Source organism: Rubrimonas cliftonensis (genome assembly GCF_900107585.1).
Classification (GTDB): domain Bacteria; phylum Pseudomonadota; class Alphaproteobacteria; order Rhodobacterales; family Rhodobacteraceae; genus Rubrimonas; species Rubrimonas cliftonensis.
In genome coordinates this window covers 114,446-139,915 of sequence record NZ_FNQM01000005.1, presented here as the reverse complement: position 1 = coordinate 139,915, position 25,470 = coordinate 114,446, and the positions used below count along the sequence as shown (strand labels likewise).

At 70.8% G+C, this 25,470-nt stretch carries 30 protein-coding genes; 18 read left to right on the top strand and 12 right to left on the bottom strand.

The genetic code is table 11. The features are described 5' to 3' along the window. Positions 1-24: 24 nt before the first annotated feature. Positions 25-1,266, bottom strand: coding sequence for a tyrosine--tRNA ligase (gene tyrS, locus BLW43_RS10755; RefSeq protein WP_093253051.1), 1,242 nt, complete (start codon positions 1,264-1,266; stop codon positions 25-27). A gap of 77 nt (positions 1,267-1,343) precedes the next feature. After that, positions 1,344-1,997: an alpha/beta hydrolase gene (locus BLW43_RS10750; RefSeq protein WP_093253047.1), complete on the bottom strand. Its 654-nt coding sequence runs from the start codon at positions 1,995-1,997 to the stop codon at positions 1,344-1,346. A gap of 183 nt (positions 1,998-2,180) precedes the next feature. On the opposite strand from BLW43_RS10750, the gene BLW43_RS10745 reads away from it, so the two are divergent. The 13 genes from BLW43_RS10745 (at position 2,181) to BLW43_RS23500 (ending at position 11,137) form a co-directional block, all read left to right on the top strand. Beyond that, positions 2,181-2,666, top strand: coding sequence for an Rrf2 family transcriptional regulator (locus BLW43_RS10745; RefSeq protein WP_093253044.1), 486 nt, complete (start codon positions 2,181-2,183; stop codon positions 2,664-2,666). Continuing rightward, the gene (locus BLW43_RS10740) at positions 2,663-3,751 is read left to right on the top strand and encodes a cysteine desulfurase family protein (protein WP_093253041.1); all 1,089 of its coding nucleotides are present in this window, start codon (positions 2,663-2,665) and stop codon (positions 3,749-3,751) included. Before BLW43_RS10745 ends, BLW43_RS10740 begins: the two co-directional genes overlap by 4 nt. Positions 3,752-3,762: 11 nt before the next feature. After that, complete coding sequence (sufB, locus tag BLW43_RS10735) at positions 3,763-5,283, top strand: Fe-S cluster assembly protein SufB (RefSeq protein ID WP_093253039.1); 1,521 nt, start codon at positions 3,763-3,765, stop codon at positions 5,281-5,283. Positions 5,284-5,311: 28 nt separating this feature from the next. After that, positions 5,312-5,596: a hypothetical protein gene (locus BLW43_RS10730; RefSeq protein ID WP_093253036.1), complete on the top strand. Its 285-nt coding sequence runs from the start codon at positions 5,312-5,314 to the stop codon at positions 5,594-5,596. Next, positions 5,593-5,880 carry a hypothetical protein gene (locus BLW43_RS10725; RefSeq protein ID WP_093253034.1) on the top strand — a complete coding sequence of 96 codons (288 nt, stop codon included), beginning with the start codon at positions 5,593-5,595 and terminating at the stop codon, positions 5,878-5,880. Before BLW43_RS10730 ends, BLW43_RS10725 begins: the two co-directional genes overlap by 4 nt. Beyond that, positions 5,877-6,002: a hypothetical protein gene (locus BLW43_RS24575; protein ID WP_281243499.1), complete on the top strand. Its 126-nt coding sequence runs from the start codon at positions 5,877-5,879 to the stop codon at positions 6,000-6,002. Before BLW43_RS10725 ends, BLW43_RS24575 begins: the two co-directional genes overlap by 4 nt. Then, positions 5,999-6,301: a hypothetical protein gene (locus BLW43_RS10720; protein WP_093253031.1), complete on the top strand. Its 303-nt coding sequence runs from the start codon at positions 5,999-6,001 to the stop codon at positions 6,299-6,301. Before BLW43_RS24575 ends, BLW43_RS10720 begins: the two co-directional genes overlap by 4 nt. A 2-nt stretch (positions 6,302-6,303) precedes the next feature. Beyond that, positions 6,304-7,059 (top strand): Fe-S cluster assembly ATPase SufC, encoded by a 756-nt coding sequence (gene sufC / locus BLW43_RS10715; RefSeq protein WP_093253028.1) that lies wholly within the window; start codon positions 6,304-6,306, stop codon positions 7,057-7,059. Next, the gene (locus BLW43_RS10710) at positions 7,059-8,297 is read left to right on the top strand and encodes a SufB/SufD family protein (RefSeq protein ID WP_093253025.1); all 1,239 of its coding nucleotides are present in this window, start codon (positions 7,059-7,061) and stop codon (positions 8,295-8,297) included. Before sufC ends, BLW43_RS10710 begins: the two co-directional genes overlap by 1 nt. A gap of 12 nt (positions 8,298-8,309) precedes the next feature. Next, entirely contained in the window at positions 8,310-8,909 is a 600-nt protein-coding gene (locus BLW43_RS10705; RefSeq protein ID WP_139284035.1) for a YIP1 family protein, read from the top strand. A 104-nt stretch (positions 8,910-9,013) separates the two neighbouring features. Continuing rightward, entirely contained in the window at positions 9,014-9,595 is a 582-nt protein-coding gene (locus tag BLW43_RS10700; RefSeq protein WP_093253019.1) for a hypothetical protein, read from the top strand. Continuing rightward, positions 9,592-10,833 (top strand): cysteine desulfurase, encoded by a 1,242-nt coding sequence (locus BLW43_RS10695; protein ID WP_245731013.1) that lies wholly within the window; start codon positions 9,592-9,594, stop codon positions 10,831-10,833. The genes BLW43_RS10700 and BLW43_RS10695 overlap by 4 nt, the downstream gene beginning before the upstream one ends. A 127-nt stretch (positions 10,834-10,960) precedes the next feature. Then, positions 10,961-11,137 carry a hypothetical protein gene (locus BLW43_RS23500; protein WP_175478848.1) on the top strand — a complete coding sequence of 59 codons (177 nt, stop codon included), beginning with the start codon at positions 10,961-10,963 and terminating at the stop codon, positions 11,135-11,137. 21 nt (positions 11,138-11,158) lie between these two features. On the opposite strand, the gene BLW43_RS10690 is transcribed toward BLW43_RS23500, so the two are convergent. Further along, positions 11,159-13,624 carry a penicillin acylase family protein gene (locus BLW43_RS10690; protein WP_093253014.1) on the bottom strand — a complete coding sequence of 822 codons (2,466 nt, stop codon included), beginning with the start codon at positions 13,622-13,624 and terminating at the stop codon, positions 11,159-11,161. A gap of 107 nt (positions 13,625-13,731) precedes the next feature. Here BLW43_RS10690 and BLW43_RS10685 point away from each other — a divergent pair, with 107 nt between their 5' ends. Both BLW43_RS10685 and BLW43_RS10680 read left to right on the top strand, forming a co-directional pair. Then, positions 13,732-14,595: an NAD(P)-dependent oxidoreductase gene (locus tag BLW43_RS10685; protein ID WP_093253011.1), complete on the top strand. Its 864-nt coding sequence runs from the start codon at positions 13,732-13,734 to the stop codon at positions 14,593-14,595. Positions 14,596-14,704: 109 nt separating this feature from the next. Further along, entirely contained in the window at positions 14,705-15,475 is a 771-nt protein-coding gene (locus tag BLW43_RS10680; RefSeq protein WP_093253008.1) for an SGNH/GDSL hydrolase family protein, read from the top strand. 35 nt (positions 15,476-15,510) lie between these two features. Here the strand turns inward: BLW43_RS10680 and BLW43_RS10675 are convergent, their stop codons facing one another. Continuing rightward, the gene (locus BLW43_RS10675) at positions 15,511-16,083 is read right to left on the bottom strand and encodes a lipid-binding SYLF domain-containing protein (protein ID WP_093253006.1); all 573 of its coding nucleotides are present in this window, start codon (positions 16,081-16,083) and stop codon (positions 15,511-15,513) included. Between the two features lie 90 nt (positions 16,084-16,173). Here BLW43_RS10675 and BLW43_RS10670 point away from each other — a divergent pair, with 90 nt between their 5' ends. The 3 genes from BLW43_RS10670 (at position 16,174) to BLW43_RS23495 (ending at position 17,261) form a co-directional block, all read left to right on the top strand. After that, positions 16,174-16,548: a DUF2237 family protein gene (locus tag BLW43_RS10670; protein WP_093253339.1), complete on the top strand. Its 375-nt coding sequence runs from the start codon at positions 16,174-16,176 to the stop codon at positions 16,546-16,548. Positions 16,549-16,888: 340 nt separating this feature from the next. Next, the gene (locus BLW43_RS10665; RefSeq protein ID WP_093253003.1) at positions 16,889-17,077 is read left to right on the top strand and encodes a hemin uptake protein HemP; all 189 of its coding nucleotides are present in this window, start codon (positions 16,889-16,891) and stop codon (positions 17,075-17,077) included. 7 nt (positions 17,078-17,084) lie between these two features. Continuing rightward, the gene (locus BLW43_RS23495) at positions 17,085-17,261 is read left to right on the top strand and encodes a hypothetical protein (protein WP_175478847.1); all 177 of its coding nucleotides are present in this window, start codon (positions 17,085-17,087) and stop codon (positions 17,259-17,261) included. Between the two features lie 7 nt (positions 17,262-17,268). On the opposite strand, the gene BLW43_RS10660 is transcribed toward BLW43_RS23495, so the two are convergent. The 8 genes from BLW43_RS10660 to pufL form a co-directional block, all read right to left on the bottom strand. After that, positions 17,269-17,802 (bottom strand): ParB N-terminal domain-containing protein, encoded by a 534-nt coding sequence (locus tag BLW43_RS10660; RefSeq protein ID WP_093253001.1) that lies wholly within the window; start codon positions 17,800-17,802, stop codon positions 17,269-17,271. Between the two features lie 144 nt (positions 17,803-17,946). Next, on the bottom strand, positions 17,947-18,795 hold the full coding sequence (locus BLW43_RS10655) for a GNAT family N-acetyltransferase (RefSeq protein WP_245731012.1): 849 nt from the start codon (positions 18,793-18,795) through the stop codon (positions 17,947-17,949). 79 nt (positions 18,796-18,874) lie between these two features. Continuing rightward, positions 18,875-20,071, bottom strand: coding sequence for an ABC transporter substrate-binding protein (locus BLW43_RS10650; protein ID WP_093252996.1), 1,197 nt, complete (start codon positions 20,069-20,071; stop codon positions 18,875-18,877). A 98-nt stretch (positions 20,072-20,169) separates the two neighbouring features. Next, positions 20,170-21,165, bottom strand: coding sequence for a hypothetical protein (locus tag BLW43_RS10645; RefSeq protein ID WP_093252993.1), 996 nt, complete (start codon positions 21,163-21,165; stop codon positions 20,170-20,172). A 199-nt stretch (positions 21,166-21,364) separates the two neighbouring features. Next, positions 21,365-22,309 carry a lactate/malate family dehydrogenase gene (locus tag BLW43_RS10640; RefSeq protein WP_093252990.1) on the bottom strand — a complete coding sequence of 315 codons (945 nt, stop codon included), beginning with the start codon at positions 22,307-22,309 and terminating at the stop codon, positions 21,365-21,367. Positions 22,310-22,388: 79 nt separating this feature from the next. Continuing rightward, a complete protein-coding gene (gene pufC, locus BLW43_RS10635; RefSeq protein WP_093252987.1) occupies positions 22,389-23,504 on the bottom strand; it encodes a photosynthetic reaction center cytochrome PufC in 1,116 nt (371 codons plus the stop codon). After that, entirely contained in the window at positions 23,504-24,511 is a 1,008-nt protein-coding gene (gene pufM / locus BLW43_RS10630) for a photosynthetic reaction center subunit M (protein ID WP_093252976.1), read from the bottom strand. Before pufM ends, pufC begins: the two co-directional genes overlap by 1 nt. A 13-nt stretch (positions 24,512-24,524) precedes the next feature. Next, positions 24,525-25,382 carry a photosynthetic reaction center subunit L gene (gene pufL, locus BLW43_RS10625; protein ID WP_093252973.1) on the bottom strand — a complete coding sequence of 286 codons (858 nt, stop codon included), beginning with the start codon at positions 25,380-25,382 and terminating at the stop codon, positions 24,525-24,527. Between the last annotated feature and the right edge of the window lie 88 nt (positions 25,383-25,470).

Here is a 25,470-nt window from a genome sequence, read left to right as displayed (position 1 = left end):
GAACGGCCGCGCGCCGGCCGCCGGTCACTCCGCCCTGACCAGCGCGTGCCGCTTCTTGCCCGCCGACAGCTTCACCGGGCCCTCGCGCAGCCGATCGGCGCTCACGATGGCGGCGACGTCGGCGACCGGTTGATCGTCGACCCGCGCGCCGCCTTCGGCGATCAGCCGCTTGGCCTCCTTCATCGAGCCCGCGAGGCCCGCCCGCACCAGAAGCTGCGTGACCGGCGCATCCTCGGCGGGGGCCGTGACGGTGGGCAGGTCCGCCCCGGCGCCGCCCTGCTCGAACGTCTCGCGCGCCGTCGCCTCGGCGGCGGCGGCGGCCTCCGGGCCATGGGCCAGGGTCGTGACGGCGTTGGCGAGCGTCTTCTTCGCCTCGTTGATCTCGGCGCCGCCGAGGCGCGCGAGGCGGCCGATCTCGTCCATCGGCAACTCGGTGTAGAGCTTGAGAAAGCGGCCCACGTCGGCGTCGGCGGTGTTGCGCCAGAACTGCCAGAACTCGTAGGGCGACAGCATTTCGGCGTTGAGCCAGATCGCGCCCTGCGCCGTCTTGCCCATCTTCCTGCCGTCCGCCGTGGTCAGCAGCGGCGAGGTGAGGCCGTAGACCTCGGCGCGGGCGACGCGGCGGGTGAGGTCCACGCCGTTGACGATGTTGCCCCACTGGTCCGAGCCGCCCATCTGCAGCACGCAAGCATGGCGGCGGTGCAGCTCCAGGAAGTCATAGGCCTGCAGCAGCATGTAGTTGAATTCCAGGAAGCTGAGGTTCTGCTCCCGATCCAGCCTCAGCTTCACGCTGTCGAAGCTCAGCATCCGGTTGACGCTGAAGTGCCGACCGTAGTCGCGCAGGAACTCGATGTACTTGAGACCGCTCAGCCATTCGTCGTTGTCGGGCATGACGGCGTCGGTGGGGCCGTCGCCGAAGGCGATGTAGCGGTCGAACACCTGCCGGATGCCCGCCATGTTGGCGGCGATCTGGGCGTCGTCGAGCAGCGGGCGGGCGTCGTCCTTGAAGGACGGGTCGCCGATGCGGGTCGTGCCGCCGCCCATCAGGCAGATCGGCCTGCCGCCGGTCTTCTGCAGCCACCGCAGCATCATGATCTGGATCAGCGAACCGACATGCAGCGAGGTCGCGGTCGCGTCGAAGCCGATGTAGCCCGCCGCGCCGCCCTCCAGAAGCTTCGCGTCCAGCCCCTCGTAGTCGGTGCAGTCCTGGATGAAGCCGCGCTCCTCAAGGATGCGCAGGAAGTCCGATCGCGGCTGGTAGGTCATCTTGTGGCCCCGGAGGCTGGCTGTTCCCCCGCGGCTATAGCGGCCCGCGCGCCGCTGGAAAAGCGGGGCGCGACCGATCAGACCTCGGCCGTCTCGCGCAGCCGCATCTTAACATAGCCCTCGACGGTGGACACCATCTCGTCCATGCCCTCGTCGAAGAAGTGGTTGGCCCCCTGCACCACATGGTGCGTGATGGTGATGCCCTTCTGCGTGCGCAGCTTCGCGGCGAGCTTTTCGATGTCGCCCATCGGCGCGATGCGGTCGGCGTCGCCGTTGACGATGAGGCCCGAGGACGGGCACGGCGCGAGGAACGTGAAGTCGTACATGTTCGCCGGCGGCGCGACCGAGACGAATCCCGCGATCTCGGGCCGGCGCATGAGCAGCTGCATGCCGATCCACGCCCCGAAGGAGAAGCCGGCGACGTAGCAGCCCCGCGCATTGGGGCAGAGGTGCTGCAGATAGTCGAGCGCCGAGGCGGCGTCGGAGAGCTCCCCGATGCCCTGGTCGAACTCGCCCTGACTGCGCCCGACGCCGCGGAAGTTGAACCGCAGCACGGAAAAGCCGAGCCGGTGGAAGGCGTAGTGCAGGTTGTACACGACCTTGTTGTTCATCGTCCCGCCGAACTGCGGATGCGGATGCAGGACGATGGCGATCGGCGCGTCGCGCGACGGAGACGCATGATAGCGCCCTTCGAGCCGCCCCTCGGGTCCGGGGAAGATGATCTCTGGCAACGCGCGTCTCCTCGTGACAGGCGGAAGCTTGACCCAAACGGTCAGATATCCTAGAACTATTCTAAGTCCACTGCGCCACGCCCCGCAGTGTCTGCGAGGTAGGCGGCGAAGGAGCCGGCGTCAACGGGCCGGTTGGTCCGCGTCCACGCCGCATGGCGGTCGTGTCAGGACTGGAGGATCGAGTTGAAGCTCAGCACCAAAGGCCGATACGCCGTGACCGCGCTCGCCGACATCGCGCTTCAGGGCGACTCGAAGCTCGTCACGCTCTCGGAGATTTCGCAGCGGCAGGACGTTTCGCTGGCCTATCTGGAGCAGCTTTTCGTCCGGCTCCGCAAGGCGGGCCTCGTCGAGAGCGTGCGCGGTCCGGGCGGCGGCTACAGGCTTGCGCGGCCCGCCAAGGAGATGCGCATCATCGACGTCATGGCGGCCGTGGACGAGACGGTGAGCGCCATCCGCTGCGAGGACGGCGTCGAGCAGGGCTGCGGCGGGTCTCGCGCCAAGTGCCTGACGCATAACCTGTGGGAGCGGCTGTCGAGCCATGTCCACGTCTTCCTCAGCCAGACCACCATCGCGGATGTCGTGGGCGACACGCTGGCGCCCTGCCCCGCCGCGCCGACGCTCTGGCCCGAGGGCGTGAAGGCCGGCGCGGCCCTGGAGGCGCGCGCGTGACGCAGCGCGTCTATCTCGACTGGAACGCGACCGCGCCGCTGAGGCCGGAGGCGCGCGCGGCGATGCTCGCGGCGATGGACGCGCTGGGCAATCCCTCCAGCGTCCATGCCGAAGGACGCGCGGCCCGCGCGATCCTGGAGGTGGCGCGCGCGGACGTGGCCGCGCTCGCGGGATGCGCGCCGGAGGCGGTCGTCTTCACCTCCGGCGCCACGGAGGCCGCGGCGCTCGCCGCGCCCGGCCTACCGATGCGGTGCTCGGCGGTGGAGCACGACGCCGTGGCGCTGCGCTACGGTCTCGCTTCGGCGCTGCCCGTGGACGGCGACGGCGTGGCGGTGCTCGATTCGGTCGAGGACGGGGCGCCGCTGGCGCTGATGGCGGCGCAGAATGAGACCGGGGCGCTGCAGCCCGTGGCGGAGGCCGCGGCCCGCGCGCCCGTGTTCTGCGACGCGGCGCAGGCCGTGGGCCGGGTGGCGTTCGATTTCGATGGGCTGGGTATCAGGGCGGCGGCGGTCTCGGCGCACAAGCTCGGCGGCCCGGCCGGCGTCGGCGCCGCGATCCTGCGCGACGGACGCGCCGGCGACGGCTGGCTTACCGCACAGACCGGGGGCGGCTTCGGGCAGGAAAAGGGCGCGCGCCCTGGCACGCAGAACCTGATCGGCGTCGCCGGCTTCGGCGCGGCGGCCGCCGCAGCGGCGCGAGACCTCGATGGAGGCGTCTGGGAGCGCGTGCGCGCGCTTCGCGACGCGATGGAGGCGCGGCTTGTCGAAGCGGCGCCCGACGCCATCATCATCAGCCATGGGGCGCCGCGTCTGCCCAACACGACCTGTGTTGCGACGCCGGGCTGGCGCGCGGAGACGCAGGTGATGCAGGTCGATCTCGCCGGCTTCGCCGTCAGCGCCGGCGCCGCCTGCAGCTCCGGCAAGGTCGGGCCCAGCCGTGCGCTGCGCGCGATGGGGCTGGACGAGGACATCGCGTCGAGCGCCATCCGCATCTCGCTGGGGCCGACGACGACCCGACACGACATTGACCGGTTCTGCGCCGCATGGGCCGGGTTTCACGCAAGACGCCGCGACCGCGCGGCATGAAGGAGGCGACAATGGCCGCACTCGACACCGTTGAGGTCAAGGAAGGCGTGGACGCCGACACCGTCGCCGCCGTGAAGGCGATGGGCAAGTACAAGTATGGCTGGGAAAGCGACATCGAGACCGAGTTCGCCCCGAAGGGCCTGAACGAGGACATCGTGCGTCTGATCTCGGCCAAGAAGAACGAGCCGGAATGGATGCTCGAATGGCGTCTCGGCGCGTTCAAGCGCTGGCTGACAATGGAGTCGCCGGACTGGGCGATGCTGAACATCGCTCCGATCGACTACCAGGAGCAGTACTACTACGCCCAGCCCAAGAGCTTCATCGAGAAACCGAAGTCGCTCGACGAGGTCGACCCCGAACTGCTGCGCACCTACGAGAAGCTCGGCATCCCGCTAAAGGAACAGATGATCCTCGCCGGCGTCGAGGGCGCGGGCGCGGCGGCGGCGGAGGGCCGCAAGGTCGCCGTCGACGCGGTTTTCGACAGCGTGTCGGTCGGCACCACCTTCAAGAAGGAGCTGAACGCCGCCGGCGTCATCTTCTGCTCCATCTCAGAGGCGGTGCAGGAGCACCCGGAGCTGGTGAAGAAGTATCTCGGCTCGGTGGTTCCCACCTCCGACAACTACTTCGCGACGCTCAACTCGGCGGTGTTCTCGGACGGCTCGTTCGTGTACATCCCCAGGGGCGTGCGCTGCCCGATGGAGCTGAGCACCTACTTCCGCATAAATGCCGAGAACACGGGCCAGTTCGAGCGGACGCTGATCATCGCCGAGGAAGGCGCCTACGTCAGCTACCTCGAAGGCTGCACGGCGCCGATGCGCGACACCAACCAGCTGCACGCCGCGGTGGTGGAGATCGTCGCGCTCGACGACGCCGAGGTGAAGTACTCCACGGTGCAGAACTGGTATCCGGGCGACGAGGAAGGCCGCGGCGGCATCTACAACTTCGTCACCAAGCGCGCCGACTGCCGCGGCGCGCGCTCGAAGGTGTCATGGACGCAGGTGGAGACCGGCTCGGCGATCACCTGGAAGTATCCGTCCTGCATCCTGCGCGGCGACGACAGCCAGGGCGAGTTCTACTCGATCGCCATCGCCAACAACGCCCAGCAGGCCGACACCGGCACCAAGATGATCCATCTCGGCAAACGCACGAAGTCGCGGATCGTCTCGAAGGGCATTTCGGCGGGCCGGGCGCAGAACACCTATCGCGGGCTGGTGTCGATGCACCCGAAGGCGGCGGACGCGCGCAACTACACGCAGTGCGACTCGCTCCTGATCGGCGGCGACTGCGGCGCCCACACGGTGCCCTACATCGAGATCAGGAACGCCACCGCCAAGGCGGAGCACGAGGCGACCACCTCGAAGATCGCCGACGACCAGCTCTTCTACTGCCGCGCCCGCGGCATGGACGAGGAGGAGGCCGTGGCTCTGGTTGTCAACGGCTTCTGCCGCGAAGTGCTGCAGGAACTGCCGATGGAGTTCGCGGTCGAGGCGCAGAAGCTGGTGGCGATCTCGCTGGAGGGGAGCGTCGGCTGACGTCCGGCGCGTGACTGGAGACGGATCGATGATGGTTCAGGCGACGCCGCGGCTGACGACGCCGATCGCGCGGCTCAAGATGCGCCTCTCCGGCGCCGGTCGGCGCGAGACATGGCTGGCGCTCGGCCACCTCTTCGTCGTCGCGCTCGCGCTGGAGGACGAGGAGGCCGCATCGGCGCTGCTCGACATTCTGGCGCTTGACGCGGCGTGGCTGGGGCGGATGGAGGCGCTGGTGATCGTCGCGGTTCTGGCGCTCCAGGGGCTCGTCACGCTCGGCTGGGTCCGCTGCAGCCGGCCGGAGCGTCCCCGGTGACGGTGCGCGGGCATGTGCAGGCGCGGCTGCTGCGGCTGTGGCGCGACCTGCGCTCAATGGCGACGCTGCGGCGGCGCGAGAAGCGGCTTAGCACCTATCTGCTGCGGCTGCTGTGCCTCGCGCTGCTGGCGGCGCTGCCGATCAAGAAGCTCATCCAGCTCGGCGCGCTCGGCTTCCTGCTGGCGACCGTGAAGGCGGCCGTCGCGGTCGCGCTGGTGGTCGGCGTGCTGGCGACGGCCTTCGCGATCGAGGCCGTGCTCCGCCGGCGGCGGAGGCTCTCGTGATCGCCGCGGCCACGCCTTCGGACGAGGGACGGCGGAGCGCCGCCCGTGGCGGCGTCATCCTCGGCGCGGCGATGATCATGGCGTCGGCGCCGAGCGCGGCGGCGAGCCTGGCGGGCGCATGAGGCGGGAGGACCACGACATCCGGGGCGAGGACTACGAGCCCGACCCCCGCATGCGGCGGCTGCGCGTGCTCGCGCAGCTCATCGACAAGCCGCTGTTCGTGCTGCTGGTGATGGCCGCCTTCGCGCTGGCGGCCCGCGGGCCCGGGCTGGTGATCGACGGCTACCGGCCGTCAGGCTGGTTCGTGCTCGGCCTGTGGCTCTGCCTCAGCGTGGCGGCGCGGCTGATGGTTCTGGGAATTCTGGCGCGGTTTCGCGCCCGGTGCGGATTGACGGCGCGGCGCGCCGCGCAAGGAGAATGACGATGCTGAATATCGACAACCTGCATGTGAAGCTCGAGGACGAGGGCGCCCCGATCCTGAAGGGGCTGTCGCTCGACGTGCCTGCGGGCGAGGTGCACGCGGTGATGGGCCCCAACGGCTCGGGCAAGTCGACGCTCTCCTACGTCCTGTCCGGCCGCGACGGCTACGAGGTCACGGCCGGGTCGGCGCAGATGGACGGCGAGGATCTGCTGGCGATGGAGGCGGAGGAGCGCGCCGCCCACGGGCTGTTTCTCGCGTTCCAGTATCCGGTGGAGATCCCCGGCGTTTCGAACATGATCTTCCTGCGCACGGCGCTGAACGCGCAGCGAAAGGCGCGCGGCGAACCCGAGCTGAACGCGGCGGAGTTCCTCAAGCTGGTGCGGGCCGAGGGCCAGAAGCTGCGCATTGACGCCGACATGCTGAAGCGCGCGGTCAACGTGGGCTTCTCGGGCGGCGAGAAGAAGCGCAACGAGATCCTGCAGATGGCGGTGCTCCAGCCGCGCTTCTGCATCCTCGACGAGACCGACAGCGGGCTCGACGTCGACGCGATGAAGCTGGTCGCCTCCGGCGTGAACGCGCTGCGTTCGCCCGACCGCGGCTTTCTCGTGATCACGCACTACCAGCGGCTGCTCGACCACATCCAGCCCGACGTCGTGCACATCCTGCATGACGGGCGCATCATCAAGACCGGCGGGCCGGACCTCGCGCTCAAGGTCGAGAACGAGGGCTACGAGGGCCTGATCGAGGCGGCCGCGTGATGGCGAGCCCCGCGAAGACCCCGCCCACCTCCAGGCTCACCCCGGCCAAGGCGGAGGCGGCCGAGGCGCTGCTGTCCACGCCCCGCCCCGCAGGCGAGGCGGCGTGGGCGCAGGAGGTCCGCGCCGCGGCCGAGGCGCGGCTGCGCGCAATGGGCGCGCCCGCCCGCCGCGACGAGTACTGGAAATACGTCGACCCCGCCCCGCTGCTCGCGGGCGCGGAGGCCGACGTCGCCGGCGGCGCGTTCGACGCCGTGGATGGGCCGGCGGCCCATGTCGGCGGCGCGGCGCCCGCGCTGGAGGGCGTCGAGGCTTCGACGCTCGGCGCCGCGCTCTCGGCCGATCTGGGCTGGGCGCGGGCGCTGTTCGGCGTGCTGGAGCTGGCCGGCCAGGAGAAGGTCGCCCGCCCGCTGGCGGCGCTCAGCACCGCGCGCGCGGCCCACGGCTTCGCGCTGCGCGCCGTCGGCAAGGCGCCCGCGCCGCTGCGCATCGTCAACGCCGCGGGCTTCGCGCGCCATCTGGTGCGGGTGGAGAGCGGCGCGGAGCTCACCCTGCTGGAGACCGGCGCGGCGACCAACACGCTGTTCGAGATCGATCTGGCCCCCGGCGCCACGCTGCACCACATCCGCGTGCAGGAAGGCGCCCGGCCTGCGGCGGCGGCGCAGGTGTTCGCGCGGCTCGGCGAGGGCGCAGCGCTGCGCAGCTTCACGCTGGCCGCTGACGGCGCGCTCACCCGCAACGAGACGGTGGCGGATCTGGCCGGCGACGACGCGTCGGCGCATATCGGCGGGGCCGTGCTGGCCAAGGGCGCCACGACGATCGACAGCACGGTTTTCGTGACGCATTCGGGCCTGCGCGGCGAGAGCCGGCAGGTCTTCAAGAACGTGGTCGACGAGGGCGCGCGCGCCGTGTTCCAGGGCAAGATCTTCGTTCGGCCCGAAGCGCAGAAGACCGACGGCTACCAGATCAGCCAGTCGATCCTGCTCTCGGAGCGGGCGGAGTTCCTCGCCAAGCCCGAGCTTGAGATCTACGCCGACGACGTGAAGTGCTCTCACGGCTCGACGACGGGGGCGATGGACCCGGAGGCGCTGTTCTACCTCCGCGCCCGCGGCGTGCCCGAGCGCGAGGCCGTCTCCCTGCTCGTGGCGGCCTTCGTCGACGAGGCGGTTGCGGAGATCGAGGACGAGGCGCTGGCCGATCTCGTGCGCGCGCGGGTCGCCGCGTGGATGGCGGCGCGCTGAGCGCCGCGTCCCGTGACCCGCCCAGCAAGAGAGCGCGCGCCGTCCGGTCTGGTCGACCGCATGGCGCGCACCTGGGCCCGCCCGCGCGCCGGCGTGCGGCGCGAGATCGAGACGGCCGAGGAGTCGCGCCTGCTGTTCTACGCCTTCGCCGCCTCGGCGCTGGGGGTGATGGCGGCCGTGGGCGGCCAGCTGCTGAACCCCTCCGTCGCCGTCGGCGCGCAGCGCGAGCAGTGGATCGTGACGCAGGTGGTCGTGGGCCTCTTCATCCGCCCCATCGGCCTCTACGCGGCCGCCGGCGTCATGGGCCTCGCCTGCCGCGCGGCCGGCGGCGCCGGCGGCTGGCGGGACACTCGGGCGGCCTGCTTCTGGACGGCGCTGACGGTCGCGCCGGCGGCGGTGGCGCTCGCGGTTCTGGGCGCCGGCGCCGAGGCATACGGCGTGGCGCCGGCCGGCGCGGCCGCAGCCGGCCTCGCGGCGGGATCGGTGCTCTGGGCGCTGCTGCTTGCGCCCGGGCTGGCGGAGGCGCACGGCTTCAGGTCTTCGCTGCCCGTGTTCGCCGCCTTCGCGGGGCTGGGCGCTGCGGCGGGCATGCTCGGAGGCCTGGCGGGATGAGACGCGGAGGTGTCGCCTCACGCCGCGCGATCGCGTATGCAGGCGGCGGACTGACAAACGGACGCTCCCCGAACGCGGCGCCCTGCGCGAGGCTCGATCACCCAATGTACGCCAATTCCATCGCCGCCTTTTTCGATCTCGTGACCCGCGGCCTCGCAGCGCCGAGGGCGGTCGCGCGGATCGTCATCGACCGCGCGCCGGACCTGCGGGAGCGCTTCCTGATGGTCGGGCTGGCCGCGGCGCTGCAGGGCGCGCTCTGGGCGCTTGCGGGGCTGCTTGCGCCGCAAGTGGCGGTTGGCCTCGCCGGGATGCTGGCGCTGGCCGCGGTGCAGTTCGTGAACTATGTCATCACGGCGACGGCCGCCTATCACATCGGCGCCCGCCTCGGCGGCAAGGGCGGCCCGGCGGATGTCGCGACGGCGGTGGCGTGGCACGGGGTGCTGGTGGCGGCGCTGACGCCTCTGCAGGCAGGGGCCATCGCCGGCGGGGCTGGCGGCGAGATTTCCGGCGTCGGCGCGATCATGCTCGTGTGCTACGCTGGCCTAAACGTCTGGCTGCTGGCCTCCTGCATCGCGGAGGCGCACCGTTTCGCCAGCACCGGCAGGGTGGCCTTCTTCACGGTGGGGCTGTTCATGGCGCTGGGGCTGCTGCTGAGCCTGTTTCTTGGAGGGATGAGCACGCCATGATGGATGGAGCGAGCCGCGTCTACGACGTCGAGGCGATCCGGCGGGACTTTCCGATCCTTTCGCGGGAGGTCTATGGCAAGCCTCTGGTCTATCTAGACAATGGCGCCTCGGCGCAGAAGCCGCAGGTCGTGATCGACGCGGTGACGCGCGCCTATGCGGAAGACTACGCCAACGTCCACCGCGGCCTGCACCACCTCTCGACCGTCTCGACGGAGAAATACGAGGCCGTGCGCGAGACGCTGCGCCGGTTCCTGGGCGCGGCGCATGAGGACGAGGTCTGGTTCACCACCGGCTCCACCTTCGGGATCAACCTCGCAGCGTCGTCCTGGGCGGCGCCGCGGCTGGGGCCCGGCGACGAGATCGTGCTGAGCGTGATGGAGCACCACGCCAACATCGTGCCGTGGCACTTCCTGCGCGAGCGGCAGGGCGTCGCGCTGAAATGGGTTGAGCCGGACGCGAGCGGCGCGCTCGACCCGCAGGCGGTGATCGACGCGATCGGGCCGCGGACAAAGCTCGTCGCGCTCACCCACATGTCCAACGTGCTGGGCACGGTCGTCGACGTGAAGGCCGTCTGCGCCGCCGCGCGGGCGCGGGGCGTGGCGACGCTGCTGGACGGCAGCCAGGCGGCCGTGCACATGCCCGTCGACGTGAGCGACATCGGCTGCGACTTCTACGCGATCACCGGGCACAAGCTCTACGGGCCGACGGCGTCGGGCGCGCTCTACGCCCGGCGCGAGCGCCACGGCGAGATGCGCCCGTTCATCGGCGGCGGGGACATGATCCGCGAGGTGTCGCGCGCTAACGTCACCTACAACGACGCGCCGCACCGCTTCGAGGCCGGCACACCGGGCATCGTCCAGATGATCGGCCTCGGCGCGGCGATCGAGTACATGGAAGGCCTAGGCATGGACGCGATCGCCGCCCATGAGGCCGACCTGCGCGACTATGCGCGCGAGCGGCTGGGCGGGCTGAACTGGCTCTCGGTGCAAGGGAATGCGCCTGGCAAGGGGGCGATCTTCTCCTTCACGATGGAGGGGCAGGCGCACCCGCACGACATTTCGACCGTGATCGACCGGCGCGGCGTGGCCGTGCGGGCGGGTCATCATTGTTGCCAGCCGCTCATGACGCATCTCGGCGTCTCGGCCACCTGCCGCGCGTCTTTCGGCCTCTACAACACGCGCGCGGAAGTCGACGCGCTGGTTGACGCGCTCTCGGCGTGTCGAAGCCTTTTCGAATGATGCACCGTATCAGATCGAAACGAAATAAAGGTACTATTAACTGAGGTGAATGCTGGACAGCGCATGCATTAAGGGTATGGTCATACAAAGGTCGTAAGTGTTTACGGCGTTTGAACGAGGTGCCAAGATGCCATGTGTCCCAGCCCCGACCCGCGCCAACCTGCCATCCGACGCGTTCAACTTCTCGCAGGCGCCCGATGTCGTCGCCCGCAGCTACGACAATGCGGAGACCCTGATGCTGGCGCCCTGGCGCGCCTTCTGGGCGCTCGCCTTCGAGTCCCTCGACGCGCGCTACTGGCGCTGACGGGACGGCGACCGCCCGCCGTCAACGCTCGGGCGTGAGCACGGTCGTCCCCTGCGCGCCGGCCCGGGCGTCCTCCGGCGCCAGCGACATGGCGATGTAATCGCCGCGCCGCCACAGCTCGGACTGGTCGTCGTAGTGCCGCGACAGCGGATGGCCGCTCTGGCCGGTGGCGACGATCATCACCGACCGGTCGAGTTCGGCGAAGTCGTAGACCACCCTCAGCCCGGCGGCATGGATGTTGGCGTCGGGGTTCGGGCCGCGGCCCGGCGACTGGCCCATCATGATCGTGTGGTCCCCGCCTCCGCTTTCGTGCTCGATGTTGACCAGCGTGCCGAGGACCGGCGCATAGCCCAGCGGCGCGTGGACATGGGTGGCGACATGGGCCGCGCCCCAGCGCCAACCCGTAGGCCCTTCGCCGTAGCGCTGCGTGAGCTCGCCCAGCGCGTCGTCGAGCGCGCGCCGGGCCATGTCGGCGCAGGTCTCGCGCTCCGGCGTCTTGACCACGTCGCACCAGCGCGCCGCGCCGTCGATGTCGCGGTAGACCCGCTCGACGAAAAGCGGGCGCGGCCCGGCGATCTCGCGAAACAGCGGGCCAAGCTCGTCCTCGGCCAGCCGGCGCGTGAGGGCGCGCATCCACGCAGTGAAGATCAGCGGCTCGGGGTCGTGGGGCGACATGGCGCCGTTCCAGTCGGCCAGCCGGGCCAGCGCGGCCTCGCGGCGGACCGCCGCCGGGCCGTCGTTCTGCGCCTCGCCCCACCAGAGGTCTCGCGCGATGAGCGGCAGCACGCCCCGCGCCATGTCCGACACCGCGTCGTTCTGAAGCTCCATGAAGCTGTCGCGGGTGTGGAACGGGCGTTCGTTCAACCTGCTCTCGATGCGGCGAATGCGATAGGGCGCCGCCCAGTCGAAGCTGAGATGGAGCGGAAACGGCGCGTCGGTCGTACGGTTGTTGGCGTTGGCGACCGCGCCCGATTCCGGCCGCAGGACGCCGGGCGAGGCGTCCGCTGGCGCCGGTCCCTGCCAGTCGTTCTCCGGCAGCCAGCCGAGGGACGGCGTGCGCCCGCGCGTCCGGCTGTCCGCCCGCCGCAGGGGCGCCACGCCGGCCGTGACCATGCCGACGCCCGTCGCGTCCGCCATGACCACGTTCTGCGCCGGCGCCGTGTGCAGCGCCGCGGCGGCGGCGCCTTCCTCCAGCGTCCGGGCGCGCATCATCGCGATTGCGGCGTCCATGGCGCCGTCGCGCGGGCTGAGCGCCGTCCACGCGAGCGCGGCGACATGGCCCGGCGGCGTGATCGAACTGAAATCGAGCTCGCCGCCAGCTGGCGGGACCGGGCCGTGACGCGTCCAGACCAGCCGAAGCGTCTCGACGCCGCCGCCACGCACGCCGATGCGCTCCGTCCGCGTCCGCAGCGGCGCCCAGCCCTCCGGCGTCAGATACTGCGAAGGGTCGTCGGGGTTGAGCCGCTCGAGATAGATGTCCTGATCGTCGACATGGGCGCTGGCGAGCCCCCAGCCGAAACTCCCGTTGCGCCCGATCAGGATTGCGGGAATGCCGGGGATGCCCGCGCCGATCGCGTCGAAGCCGGGGCTGGAGAGCCGGGCGAGGTGCCAGACCCCCGGGGCCGACAGCCAGAGATGCGGGTCGGCGGCGAGCAGCGGCGCCCCCGCCGCCGCGCGCGAGGCGTCGACCGCCCAGACATTGGACGCGCCGCCGCTATCGGCCTCGGCGAAGGGCGAGAGCGGATGGGGCGCGCGCGGCGCGTGGGCGTGGCGCACGGGCCCGAGGCTCCTGAGGTCGGCGTAGGCCGGCAGAGCGATCACGCCGTCGTCGGGATAGACAGGGTCGAGATCGGCGAGCTGCTCCGGCGTCACCTGCGCCAGCAGCCGCGCGCGCCGCGCCTCGATCGCGGCGGCGCCGGTCAGCCGAAGCGCCATCAGCTTGACGACGCTCATGCTGTCGGTCGGCGTCCAGGGCGCGAGGCCGTCCTCGCCGAACAGGAAGAACTCCGGCGCGCCGCGGCCCAGCGCCCCCTCGTTCACCGCGCGGATGCGCGCGTTCACGCCCTCCGCATAGGCCTCCATCAGCGCCCGCGTCTCCGGCGAGGTCATCGCGACCGCCTCGCGGGCGTGGGCCGGCAGCTCGAGCGCGCGCATCGACCGGTCCACCGGCAGCGCGTCGGGGCCGAACAGCTCGGCGAGACGCCCCTGCGCGGCGCGGCGGCCAAGCTCCATCTGCCACAGCCTGTCCTGCGCATGCGCCCAGCCGAGCGCGAACATCGCGTCAGCGTCGCTCTCTGCGAAGATGTGCGGCACGGCGTGGAGGTCGCGCACGATCTCAACCGGCCCGGCGACGCCCGACACGGTCCAGCGCGCCTCGTAGTCCGGCAGGGAGCGCGCGGCGAGGTAGTAGGCGAGCCCCGCGCCCAGCAGCACGGTGAGCGCGGTGAGCCCCAGAAGGGAAGCGAGCACGCGGAAAAGCAGACGCATGGGCTTGAGCCGTCTCCCGGTTCCGGGCCATCGTCCGCCACGCCAGCAGGGCGGGCCGCGCATCGACGCCGGCCCAGAGCATAGAACCGGCGCGGGAGTGAGGGAACATGGCCAAGGCGGCTTTTCTGGGTTTGGGCGTGATGGGCTTTCCGATGGCGGGGCACCTCGCCACGGCCGGCTGCGCTATGACGGTCTACAACCGCACCGCGGCGAAGGCGGGCCAGTGGGCCGAGCGCCATGGCGGCGCCGCCGCGGCGACCCCGCGCGAGGCGGCGGCGGGCGCGGAGTTCGTGATGGCCTGCGTCGGCGACGACGACGACCTGCGCTCGGTGGTTCTCGGCCCCGACGGCGCGTTCGCCGGCATGGCGAAGGGCGCGGTCTTCGTCGACCACACCACCGCTTCGGCCGAAGTCGCGCGCGAACTGGCGGCGGAGGCGGCAAAGCTCGGCCTCGGCTACATCGACGCTCCGGTTTCGGGCGGCCAGGCCGGCGCTGAGAACGGCCAACTGACCGTCATGTGCGGCGGCGAGGCGGCGGACTACGCCCGGGCCGAACCGCTGATCATGGCCTACGCCAAGGCGAGCCGGCTGATGGGCCCTGCGGGCGCGGGGCAGCTCACCAAGATGGTCAACCAGATCTGCATCGCGGGGCTGGTGCAGGGGCTGAGCGAGGGGCTGGCCTTCGCGCAGAAGGCGGGGCTCGACGGCGAGGCGGTGGTGGACGTGATCTCCAAGGGCGCGGCGGGCTCGTGGCAGATGGAGAACCGCCACAAGACCATGCTCGCCGACACGTTCGACTTCGGCTTCGCGGTCGACTGGATGCGCAAGGATCTGCGCATATGCCTCGCCGAGGCGCGCAACAACGGCGCGCGGCTGCCTGTGACCGCTCTCGTGGACCAGTTCTACGCCGAGGTGCAGGCGATGGGCGGCAATCGCTGGGACACGTCCGCGCTGGTGAAGCGCCTGCGCTGAGCGCCGGCTACGCACAGACCGCCCGCGCCCCTTGCGGTTGCGCGGACGTCGGCCGACACTTCCTGCGCGCAGGCCACGAATGATCCTGCGCGCAGGGAGGAGACATCGAATGAAAAGCGTATTCCTGACGCTGGCGCTGTTCTGCGCGGCGCCGGCCCTCGCCCAGAGCGGCGAGGCGCTGAAGCCGTCGCAGGTTCTGTTCGTCGGCAACAGCTATCTCTACTACAATGACAGCCTTCACAACCACGCCGTCCGGATGGCGCGCGAGGCGGGCGGCGAAGAGGCGCCGGACTACAACTATCGCTCCATCACCATCTCGGGCGGCTCGCTCGAGCACCATCCGATCGCGGGCTACCTCGAACCCGGTGCAGTCGGCTACGCTGAGCCGTTCGACGTCGTGGTGCTACAGGGCCACAGCGCGGCGGCGCTGTCCGAGAAGCGCTCGGACAGCTTCCGCAAAGCCGTCGCGGCCGCGGCCGAGGCCGCCGAGGCCCATGGCGCGACGCTCGCGCTCTACATGACGCACGCCTATGCGGAGGGCCACAAGAGCTACGCGCCGGAGAACATCGACCGCATCGCGGCGCTCTACGAAACGGCCGCGCAGGCGCATGGCGCGGTGCTGATCCCTGTCGGGCGGGCCTTCGAGGAGGCGCGGCGGCGCAGGCCCGACCTCGCGCTCCACAAGGAGTTCGACTACAGCCACCCGTCGCTGGAAGGCAGCTACCTGGCTGCGGCGACCGTGTTCGCGACCCTGTACGGCGCGTCGCCGGTCGGGCTCGACTACGACTACTTCGGGGCCGTCGACGATGCGACGGCGGCGTTCCTGCAGGAGGTCGCGGCGGACGTCGCGCTCGGGGCGCCGGCGGCCACCGACGGCTGAGCGGCGCGCGGCCCGGCGTCGCCGGGCCGCCCTCCTCAGCGCTCGACGCGGGTGTACTTGCCGCCTTCGATGCTCGCGCCCGCCATCAAACCGTCCTCTCCGAAGATGAAGGCCACGATGGGGGAGCGGGCCGTCGTGCTGTCCAGCCCCAGATTGACGCCGTCGCCGGGAAAGGTCACTTCGGCGTCGGCCCCGATCGACCACCCCTTGGCGTCGCGGAAGCCGTCGAGCGCGGCGTCGGTCATGAAGAACAGCGCCTGCTTGGTGGACTGCACGCCGGCCTGAAAGCCGAAGGACGCCGCGCCGAAGGAGTAGTAGCCCGCGGTGGCGTCGGCGACGAGCAGCGCGCCCTCGCCATAGGCGCCGCCCACGACGAAGCCGCCCTTGATGATGTCGGGCATCACCAGCGCGCCCTTGGCCTTGGCGTAGAGATCCTGCGAGCCGGGCACGGTTGCGAACAGCTGCTCGAGGGCCTTGCGCACCTTGATGTCGATAACCTCGGCGTCCTCCGCGCTTGCGGGAGCCGCGAGACAGAGGGCGCCGAACAGCGCGGCGAGCGCCGCGCGACGGGTGGCGGCGCGGGGCTTGGCGAATGGGCTGGCTGGCATCGGGTTCTCCTGACGATGCGACAATCTTCGCGGGAAGCACTATACCGGGGGCACCATGGATTGGACAGGAGAGACCGGATGGACGAGACCATGATCGACGCGTCGGAGAACGTGCTGGGCGCGCCGCTTGAGCCCTGCTCGCTGGCGCCCATGACCGGCTTCTTCCGCAACGGCTGCTGCGACACGAGCCCCGCCGACCGCGGCTCCCACACCGTCTGCGCCGTGATGACCGCGGAGTTCCTCGCCTTCTCGAAGATGCGCGGCAACGACCTGTCGACGCCGCGCCCGGAGTTCGGCTTTCCGGGCCTGAAGCCCGGCGACCGCTGGTGCCTGTGCGCCGCGCGCTGGACCGAAGCGCTGGAGGCCGGCGCCGCGCCCAGGGTGCGCCTCGTCTCCACGCATCGCAGGGCGCTGGAGCACTGCGCGATGGAGGACCTGCGCGCCCATGCGGCCGACCTGAGCTGAGCCGCGCTCCGGCGCGCTTGACAATTCCCGACAGATTCACTCAGTATTACCGCGACGCCTTGGAGGGCGTCGCGTCCAAGCCGGCGACGTCCGCCCGAGAAGGGCGGGTCGCAGCCAGGGCGGTGCTCTCGAACCGGAGATCCGCCATGTCGCCCATGCGCCACGCGCCATTGACGCCCCATGCGGGGCCGCCATGCCGCCCTTCGCCCGCCGCAGCCGCCGCAGCCGCCGCGCCGCCAGGGGCGGCCGCCCCGCCCGCCGCATTCGGGCTGCTCGCCGAAACCTGCGCCGACGACGCGGCCGCCCTCTGGGAGGCTCTGGCAGTTCGCTGGGGGTGGGCATGAGCTATTTCGACCCCGCGCTCGGCGCCCCCGCAACCGCGCGGCCAGCCCCCTCGCAGACTCTGACCGAGGCCTCGGTCGACAGCGCGACGTTGCTCGCCGGCTCCCGCATCCTGCTCATCCGTCACGCAGGCGAGACCTACACGCTGCGCCTGACCCGGCAGAACAAGCTGTTGCTGACGAAGTGAGGGATCGATGACCAAGGAACTGGCGGCGGCGCGGACGCCATGCCCCGCCGGCGCCGTCGCTGCGCCTCCCTGCCGGGAGCCGGGAGAGGGTCTCGCCGAGACGCAGGCCCTGCGCCCCTGCCGCCGCGCCTGCGCCGAGCCGGAGCTGCGCTGCCCCCTGCGCGACCTGCTGCGCTGCTTCTGAGGCGGTCCTATTCGTCGGCGGGCGTCGATGCGACGCGGGACAGGCTGCGCGGCCCGGTGAAGAGCAGGAAATAGACCATCGGCTGCGCGCTCGTCGTCCAACGCCGCAGCCGGTCGACGAGAGCCGCCGGCGTTCCCAGAAACTCGAAGAACCAGATCAGCCGCGTCGTCCAGCGCTCCTCGCGGAGAAGCCTGAGCGCGGTCAGACGGTGGCCGCCGTCGACCACGATCCACTTTCCCTTCTGGCCGATGCGACAGATGATCGGCGCCGTCGGCACATAGCCGCGCGCGCTGATCAGGCGCATCAGTCGGCGCAGGCGGGCGCCGTCCGCCCGTTCGGCGTTCTTGAACACGATGGCCGGCAGCACCGCCTCGTGGACCATCACCATCGCGAGATCCGCGCTGAACCTGATGCGCCCAAGGTCTCGCCGCCGCATGACGTACTGCATCGGCAGCTTGGCGAGCACGGGATAAAGCTCGGGCGGTATGTTGCTGTCGCGCGATACGGCGCCGACGCCCTCATCCACCTCAGGATCGATCATCTTCCGAACCTCAGTCGCAGCGGCCGACGCCGCCTCCGCCCAACGGTCCGCCGCCCCGGATTCTCCAGGCGACCGTCCCCAACGCGCCTGCACCTAACATGCAGGGCCGACCTTGACGAATGCTCCGGGCCCCGTCGTGCGGGGTCATCCGAGTTCGAGCGTACCCACGCCGAAGAGCCGGGCGGCGTCCTCCGCCGGCGCGGGCCCACGCCACATGCGCGCCGTCTCGAAGGCGGGATTGAAGCCGAGTTCCAGCATCAGCCGCTCCGCCGCGGGATTGGCGGACGGCGCATCGATGGAGACGGGCGCCCCGGCCGCCCCTGCGCGGTCGACAAGGGCGCAGGCCAGCGCGGCGGCTTCGGCGGGCGTCTCGGCGATCAGGGGACCGATCTTGAAGCCCTTGGCGCAGGCCCTGATGGCGCCGAGACCGCGCAGCACGCCGTCGCCCGGAAGCGCGAGGGATTTGCGCGTCGCCGTCTCCGTCAGCCACGCGCGCAGGAAGGCGGGGCGGGCGTAGCCGTTCACCCGCGCGTCGAGGCGCAGGGCCGCCCCCCACATGGCCGGGAGCGGCGGCGACGCCGCGGCGCAGGAGACCGCCGGCGGCGAGCCTGTCCAGCGCGCCGCGCGCCGCGCCGTCGCGAAACCCTCGCGCGCATAGTTCGCCTGCTGCGCCGGGACGCCGTCGAGCCCGACGGAGGCGCCGCCCATGCGGGCGAGACCGGCCCGCCACAGCGCAAGGCCGAAGCCACGGCCGCGGCAGGTCGGCCGGCAGAGGTAGAGGCCGAGAAAGCCCACCCCGGGCGCATGGCGCACGACTGAGACGGCGGCGACGGGCTCCCCGCCCAGCGCGCCGAGCATAAAGCCCTCCGGATCCGCCGCGTGGAAGGCCGCGGCGTCGTCGAGGCCGGGGTTCCAGCCCTCGTCGCGCGCCCAGCCCAGCACGCCCTCAAGCGCGTCGCGATCCATGGGGCCGATGGCGAGGCCGGCGCTCACCGTGCGCAGGCCCAGCGGGGCGATCCCTTCGGCGCGGGGTCTGCCGAGACGCCCGCGCCCGTCGCGCCCCGACCCGCGGTCATTCGATGGCCGAGATCACCGCGAAGCCGTCGCCCTCGACCTTGAAGAGCGCGTAGGCGCCCGGCACGTCGCCGTTCGCGTCGAACTCCATGTCTCCGGCGGCGCCCTTGTAGTCGATGTCGGTTCCGGCCGCGATCAGGCCCTTCGCCTTCGCCCATTCGCCGGGCAGGATCGGCTCGCCCGGCGCGCCGGCGACCGCGCGCAGCGACGCGCCCATCTTCGCGAGGTCGCCGCCGGCGTGCTCGAAGGCGAGCGCGACCAGCATCCCGGCGTCATAGCCGGAGGTCGCGAAGATGGCGTTCGGGTCGCCCCCTGCGGCGACGGTCGCCGCGTTGAAGCGCTCCAGCGCCTCGCCGCCCTCGCCGGTGGGCGACGACGCGACGAAGCTCGTCAGGTTCTCCGCGCCAAGCTCGCCGATGATGTTCTCGGCCTTCATGCCGTCGCCGCCGACGAAACGCTCGAAGAAGCCGTTCTCCAGCGCCTGCCGCAGGATGGTGAGGCCCGAGCCGTCGCCGTAGTCGAAGATCGCCAGCGTGTCGGCGCCGCTGCGCGACAGCTCCGCAAGCTCGGCGCGGTAGGAGGCCTTGCCCTCCTCATGCGCGGCGAAGACCGCCACCTCGCCGCCCTGCGCGGCGTATTCGGCGCGGAAGGCCTCGGCGAGGCCCTTGCCGTAGTCGTTGTTGAGATAGGTGACGGCGACCGGCCCGTAGCCCTGCGCCTTCAGCGCGCGGGCGAGCGCGGCGCCCTGGTAGTCGTCGGATGGGACGGTGCGGAACACGGTGTCGCCGTCCTCCAGCGCCGTCACCGCCGGCGAGGTGGAGGCAGGCGAGATCAGGATGCGCCCGGCGGGAATGGTTGCGGTGTTGGCCGCCGCCAGCGTCGCGCCCGAGCAGTGCGCGCCGACGATGGCCGCCGCGCCCTCGACGTTCACGAGCTTGGAGGCCGCATCGCCGCCGGACTGCGGGTTGCAGCCCGCATCGCCGACGACCGCCTCGATCTGGCGGCCGTCCAGCAGCCCGCCCTGCGCGTTCACCTCGTCGAAGGCCAGCCGCGACGCGTCGATGATGGCGGGCGCCAGCGCGGCGATCGGGCCCGAGACGCCGCCGAGCAGCCCGAACTTCACCGCCTGCGCGTCGGCGCCGCCGGCGCCCAGCGCGACGAGAGCCCCCAGGGCCCCTGCAAGATGCCGTTTCATCGCTCTCTCCCCTTGGTTCCGGCGAACCGTCTGCGCGGCGCGCCCGCTGCACGCAGTGATGCCGAAAACCGCCGCGCTTCGCCAGTGGCGCGACGGGTCTAACCGAGTCTTGCGTCGATGGCGCGCCAGCCCTGGGTCAGCTCCGCCGGCGTGAGCCGCCGTTCGTGGAAATACTGCCGCGAGTGCACGGCGGTCGTCTCCACCATGCGGTTGGCGAGCGATCGCAGCTCGCCCTCAAGGTCGTCGCTGAAGTCGATCTCCGACGCCGCGAGCTGCCGCCTGCGGCCCTTCAGGTAGCCCAGCTTACTGTTGATCTCCTGGCCCAGCGCCGCGGTGTTGGCTGCGGCGGTGACCTGCTGGGGATTGTTCGGGTCCGCCGCCTGGAGCAGCGCCGCGAACATCTGCCGGACCGTCACCATCCTGCCCCTCAGCCCGAGCGAGGTGAGCAGCCTCTCGTAGGCGTTGGCGTAGTTCTCGGCGGCGCGCTCCTCGAGGCAGCTGTCGCGCGCCTTCGCGACGCGGTGCAGCGCCTCCGAGGCGGTCAAACCCTTGCCGGTCAAGCTCTTGGATGCGTAGCTCATGGCGTGCAGCGCGGCCTCCCGCACGTTGTTCAGGCTATGCCCCTCGGCCTTCAGGAACAGATACGGGTCGGGGTCGGCCGGTCGCTCGATCTGCACCAGCAGTTCCTTGTAGCCCTTCAGGAACTTCCAGTCCTTAGACAGCGAATAGGCGTTCGCGCCCGAGAGGTGCGAGGAGGCGCGGGCCGAGACGTGACCCAGCAAGACCAGCGACGCGAGCGCCGCCTGCACGTCGACGGCCTCCTGCGGCGTCAGCTTCAGCATGTAGGCCCCCTTCTCGGTGGGGTGCAGCGCCCATGCGACGATGAACAGCGCATGGAACCGCTGGTGCGTCCAGTTCGCGACATTGTCCGCGAGCATCGCCGGGAAGTCGCCGCCGGGAACGGCGCTCGCCATGAAAGTGCGCCAGCCCTGGGGCGTGCGAAAGTCGTGCTTGAAGATCTTGTCGGCCAGCTTCTTCGCTTCGGCGTCGCCCTGCGCGGACGCCTTCACAAGGCCTGCGATGCTGCCATACATGCCGCTCCCCCCGTAGCGCTTCACCCCGTGAACATGGGGCCACGGGGGCGGGCCAAGCGCAACACGCGGGGCGCGCGCGCGCGCCACACACACGCGGCATGGTCGGCGCCGCGCGCAGTCGGCCGGCCGCCAATCGCCAGACGCCGCCGGCCAGACGCGTCTGGCCGGACGCCTCCGGCCGAATGCCTCTGGCCTGCCGTCAGACCGCGATTTCCGCCGCCGCCGCCGCCACGATCTCCGCGCTCAGCCGCAGCGCGGCGGTCTCGGCCGCGTCGAGCGCAGGCGTGAGCGTCGCCCGGACGCCCCCCGCGCCGACGATGCGCGGCAGCGAGCAGGCTGCGCCCGCTGCTCCAGCCACCGGCCCGCCGCGGATGCAGCAGGTGAGCGCCGCCCCCTCGTCATGGATCACGGCCTCCGCGAGCCGCGCCATGCCGGCGCCGATGCCGAACCATGTCGCGCCCTTGCGCGCGATGATGCGATGGGCGGCGCGGCGCACGCCGGCGTCGATCGCCGAACGCTCCTCCGGGCCGATCGGGCGGCCGAGTTGCGCCGCCGCGTCCGCCAGCGGCAGCCCGCCGACCGCGGCGCCCGACCAGGCCAGCACCTCGCTGTCGCCATGCTCGCCCAGCACGTTGGCGTGCACCGAGCGGCTCGACACCCCCAGATGCGCCGCGAGCAGGGTTCGGAACCGCGCGGTGTCGAGGATGGTGCCGGAGCCGATCACCCGCTCCGGGCCGACGCCTTCCCGCGCGGCGATGCGCGCGGCGAGGTCGGTCATCACGTCCACGGGATTGGAGGCGACGAGAAGCACCGCGCCGGGCGCCGCGGCGACGATCTGCGGCACGAGCGCCGCGAACACCTCGGCGTTGCGCTTCAGCAGGTCCAGCCGGCTTTCGCCCGGGTCGCGCTGGGGCACGCCCGCCGCGATCATGACGACGCCGGCGCCGGCGATCGCCTCGACCGGCCCGGCGCGCACAATGGTCCCGCGGGCGAAGGGCGCGGCGTGCTGGATGTCCTCCGCCTGCCCCACCGCGAGGTCGGCGCTGCGGTCGACGAGCGTGATCTCCACCCCCACGCCGCGCATGACGCAGGCGTAGGCGCAGGCGGCGCCCACCTGTCCGGCGCCGACGACGGCGATCTTCATGGCGCGGCCCTCCCCTGTCGAAAGCGGAAGGGCCCGGCGTCTCCGCCGGGCCCCGCCAGTCCCGTGCGACGGCGCGGGATCAGTTCGCCATGGCCTGCTGCTGCGCGGCCGGGGCCGGCGCGGCCAGTTCGGGCCAGTTGCTGATCATGTCCTTGCCGGCAAGCGGCTTGTAAAGGCCCTGGTGGCAGGTGGAGCAGTTCGCCTTCGGCGCGTCGCCCGTCACGCCGAGACGGTGCTCGGGATAGACCGGCTGGAGCGGCGCGAGGTACTCGTTGTTCAGTTCGCGCGCCATCCGGATGCCGTACCACGCCGTGGTGCGGGCGGGCGGCCCCTGGTCCCACTGCCCCATCGAGCGGGTGTTGTGGCAGTAGGCGCAGTTCACGCCGAGCGAGGCGGACATGTGCACCATGAGGCCGAACGTCCACTCCGTCGACTTGATCCCGCGCTCGGGATACATCTGCTCCCGCACGTTCTGCGAGATGACCGTGATCGCGTTGTCCTCGAGCAGGAACTTCTCGAAGACGTTCGAGGGCAGCGAGGCGGACTGCACGCGGCTGTTGGGATGGTTCTGGTTGTTGTCCCATCCGAGAAGCTCCCGGCCCTCGTCGGCGGGCTCGTTGAACCAGATGTACTCGGGCACGTTCAGGCCGCGGTGACAGGTGTAGCAGTTGACGCCCGCGGGCGCGACATGATCGCCCCAGTTGGCGTTGACGTTCTGCGTCATCTGGATCATCCGGCGCGCGACGACCTTGGGGTAGTAGTCGTCGGAGGCGAAGTTGCCGTCCTCGCCGTGGCAATAGGCGCAGCCCTGCTCGGGACTGACCCACTGGGTGATCGCGTTCATCAGGCGGTTGAAGTTGTCGACCGAGACATGGCCGAGAACCTGCACGTTCTCATAGTATTCGCCGGCGATGTCGGCGCCTTCCTCGACTTCGTAGGGCGCTTCGTCTTCAGGGTAGAGATCTACCGTGGCGAGCGCGGCGGCATAGACCTCGGCGTTCTGAATCGTCGCCATGCCCGTGCCGCGATAGCCCGCCTGGGCGGTCTCGGTGTCCGTGGCCCCCCCGAGGGGGCCATAGACGAAGATGAGGGCGAAGATGACGCCAAGGATGACCACCGCCTTGGTGGGGAACCACTCGTTCCACGGCTCGCGGGAGGCGCGCTCCCAGTAGCCTTCAGGCTTCTCGTCGGCCATCACATGTCTCCCGGATTGGTCATGACGCGGACGCCGGCGCCGTAGGACGGGTCGGCCGGGCTCAGCGCCACGGGATCATAGACCTGGGGGTAGTCCGCGGCGAACCCGTGCTCCACGGCCCAGAGGTACCAGTTATCCACCACGGTCCCGGTGAGCAGGATGCCGATGCCCCCGGTGATCGGCGTCAGCACCGCGAACCACCACGCCCAGCGATGGATCGACTCCATCGAGGCGTTGAAGCCCATGGTCCAGCGCCAGAACAGCGCCGCGCGCTCGGAGGCGGTGCCGCGGTCGGTGATCTGGTCGATCTCACGCTCGGCCCCGAGGCGGGAGCAGGCGAGGATGGTCGCCCCGTGCATCGCGAACAGCACGGCCGAGCCGTAGAGGAAGGCGATCGAGAGCGCGTGGAACGGGTTGTAGAACAGGTTGCCGTACTTGAGCGAGAAGGCCGTCGTCCAATCGAGGTGCGGGAAGATGCCGTAGGGCACGTTCTCGCTCCAGGTGCCCATGGCGATCGGGCGGAACAGGCCGAGCACAAGGATCAGCCAGAAGCCCGCGCACACCGCATAGCCGATGTGGTAGCCCATGCCCATCGCCTTGGCGCGCTGGAAGGCGTGCACGGCGAAGCTGACGAGGCCCAGCAGGAAGAACGCCGAGGCGATCAGGTACCAGCCGCCCTGGTTGAGCGGCACGAGCAGGCTGAGCCCGTATTCCGGCCCCGGCGGCTCCAGCGCCAGCCAGAACAGCTGGCGCAGCATCTCGACCGGGTTCCAGCCCACCGAGGCGAGCATGTTGAAGCCGATGATGTTCGCCCAGAGCGTGAACGACACGAGCGCGACGGCGCCGGCCGGGGCAAGGTTCAGCGGCCCAAACTGGGCGTTGCCGATCTTGCCGACCCAGTAGTTGAAGAAGGGCGTTCCAACCCGGCTGTCGTCGGTGGCCGGGGCCCCCATCTCGAGCGGACCGCGGACCTGAACGGCGGTGAAGATGTTCTGATAGTCAGCCATTTCCCATCCCCCCTTACTGGTTCACGGCCCAGTTGACCGGCCACACGGGCAGATCGAGCCACCAGTTCCACCACTCGGGCCAGCTCTCGGTCCAGATCGGGCCGGAGATGACGATGCAGACCGCGCTCCAGAAGGCCGCATTCACCGCCAGCAGGGTGCCGACGCGATGGATGCCGAGCGTGCCGACCGAGTAGCCGATGAAGTCGCGGAAGAAGCTGTCCTCATGCTCCGGCTGCCTGACCTCCTCGCCTTCCTGCGGGTTGACCGAGGAAAGGACGAGCGCGCCGTGGAACGCGAGGAAGATCGCGTTCACGAAGAAGAAGCTTACGGCGATCATGTGCGCCGGATTGTAGTGGAAGTGCAGATACTGGTAACCGACGTTCGACACCCAGTCGAGATGGCTGAAGATGCCGTAGGGGAAGCCGTGCCCCCACGCGCCGAGCAGCAGCGGCCGGATCACGACGAGCGTGACATAGGCCAGGATCGCGATCGAGAACGCTGCCGGAACGTGCAGCCCCATGCCGAGCTTGCGGCTGATCTCGACCTGACGCAGCGCCCATGAGCTGAAGGCCATGACCGCGCAGAAGGTGATCAGCTGCCAGAAGCCGCCTTCCTTCAGCGGCGCGAAGGCGAGCCCGTAGCTGAGGTCGGGCGGCGCGATGTTGATGAGCCACGGGTTCCAGGTCTGGATGCCGTCATGGCCGAGGGCTGCGGCGTAGAAGATCAGCGCGGTGCCGATGACGCTGAAGAACACCGTCACCACGCCGAAGAAGCCGACGTAGAGCGGGCCGATCCAGAAGTCGAACAGGTCGCCGCCGACCAGCGTCCCGCCACGGACGCGATATTTTCTCTCAAAACTGAGCAGGGCCATGGCAGATGCCTCCGATCGGTCCCCTGGGGCGCGGCCGGCTCAGAGCGCAGGCCGCGGATGAACTTTGGTCGCGGCGGGCGAGGCTCGG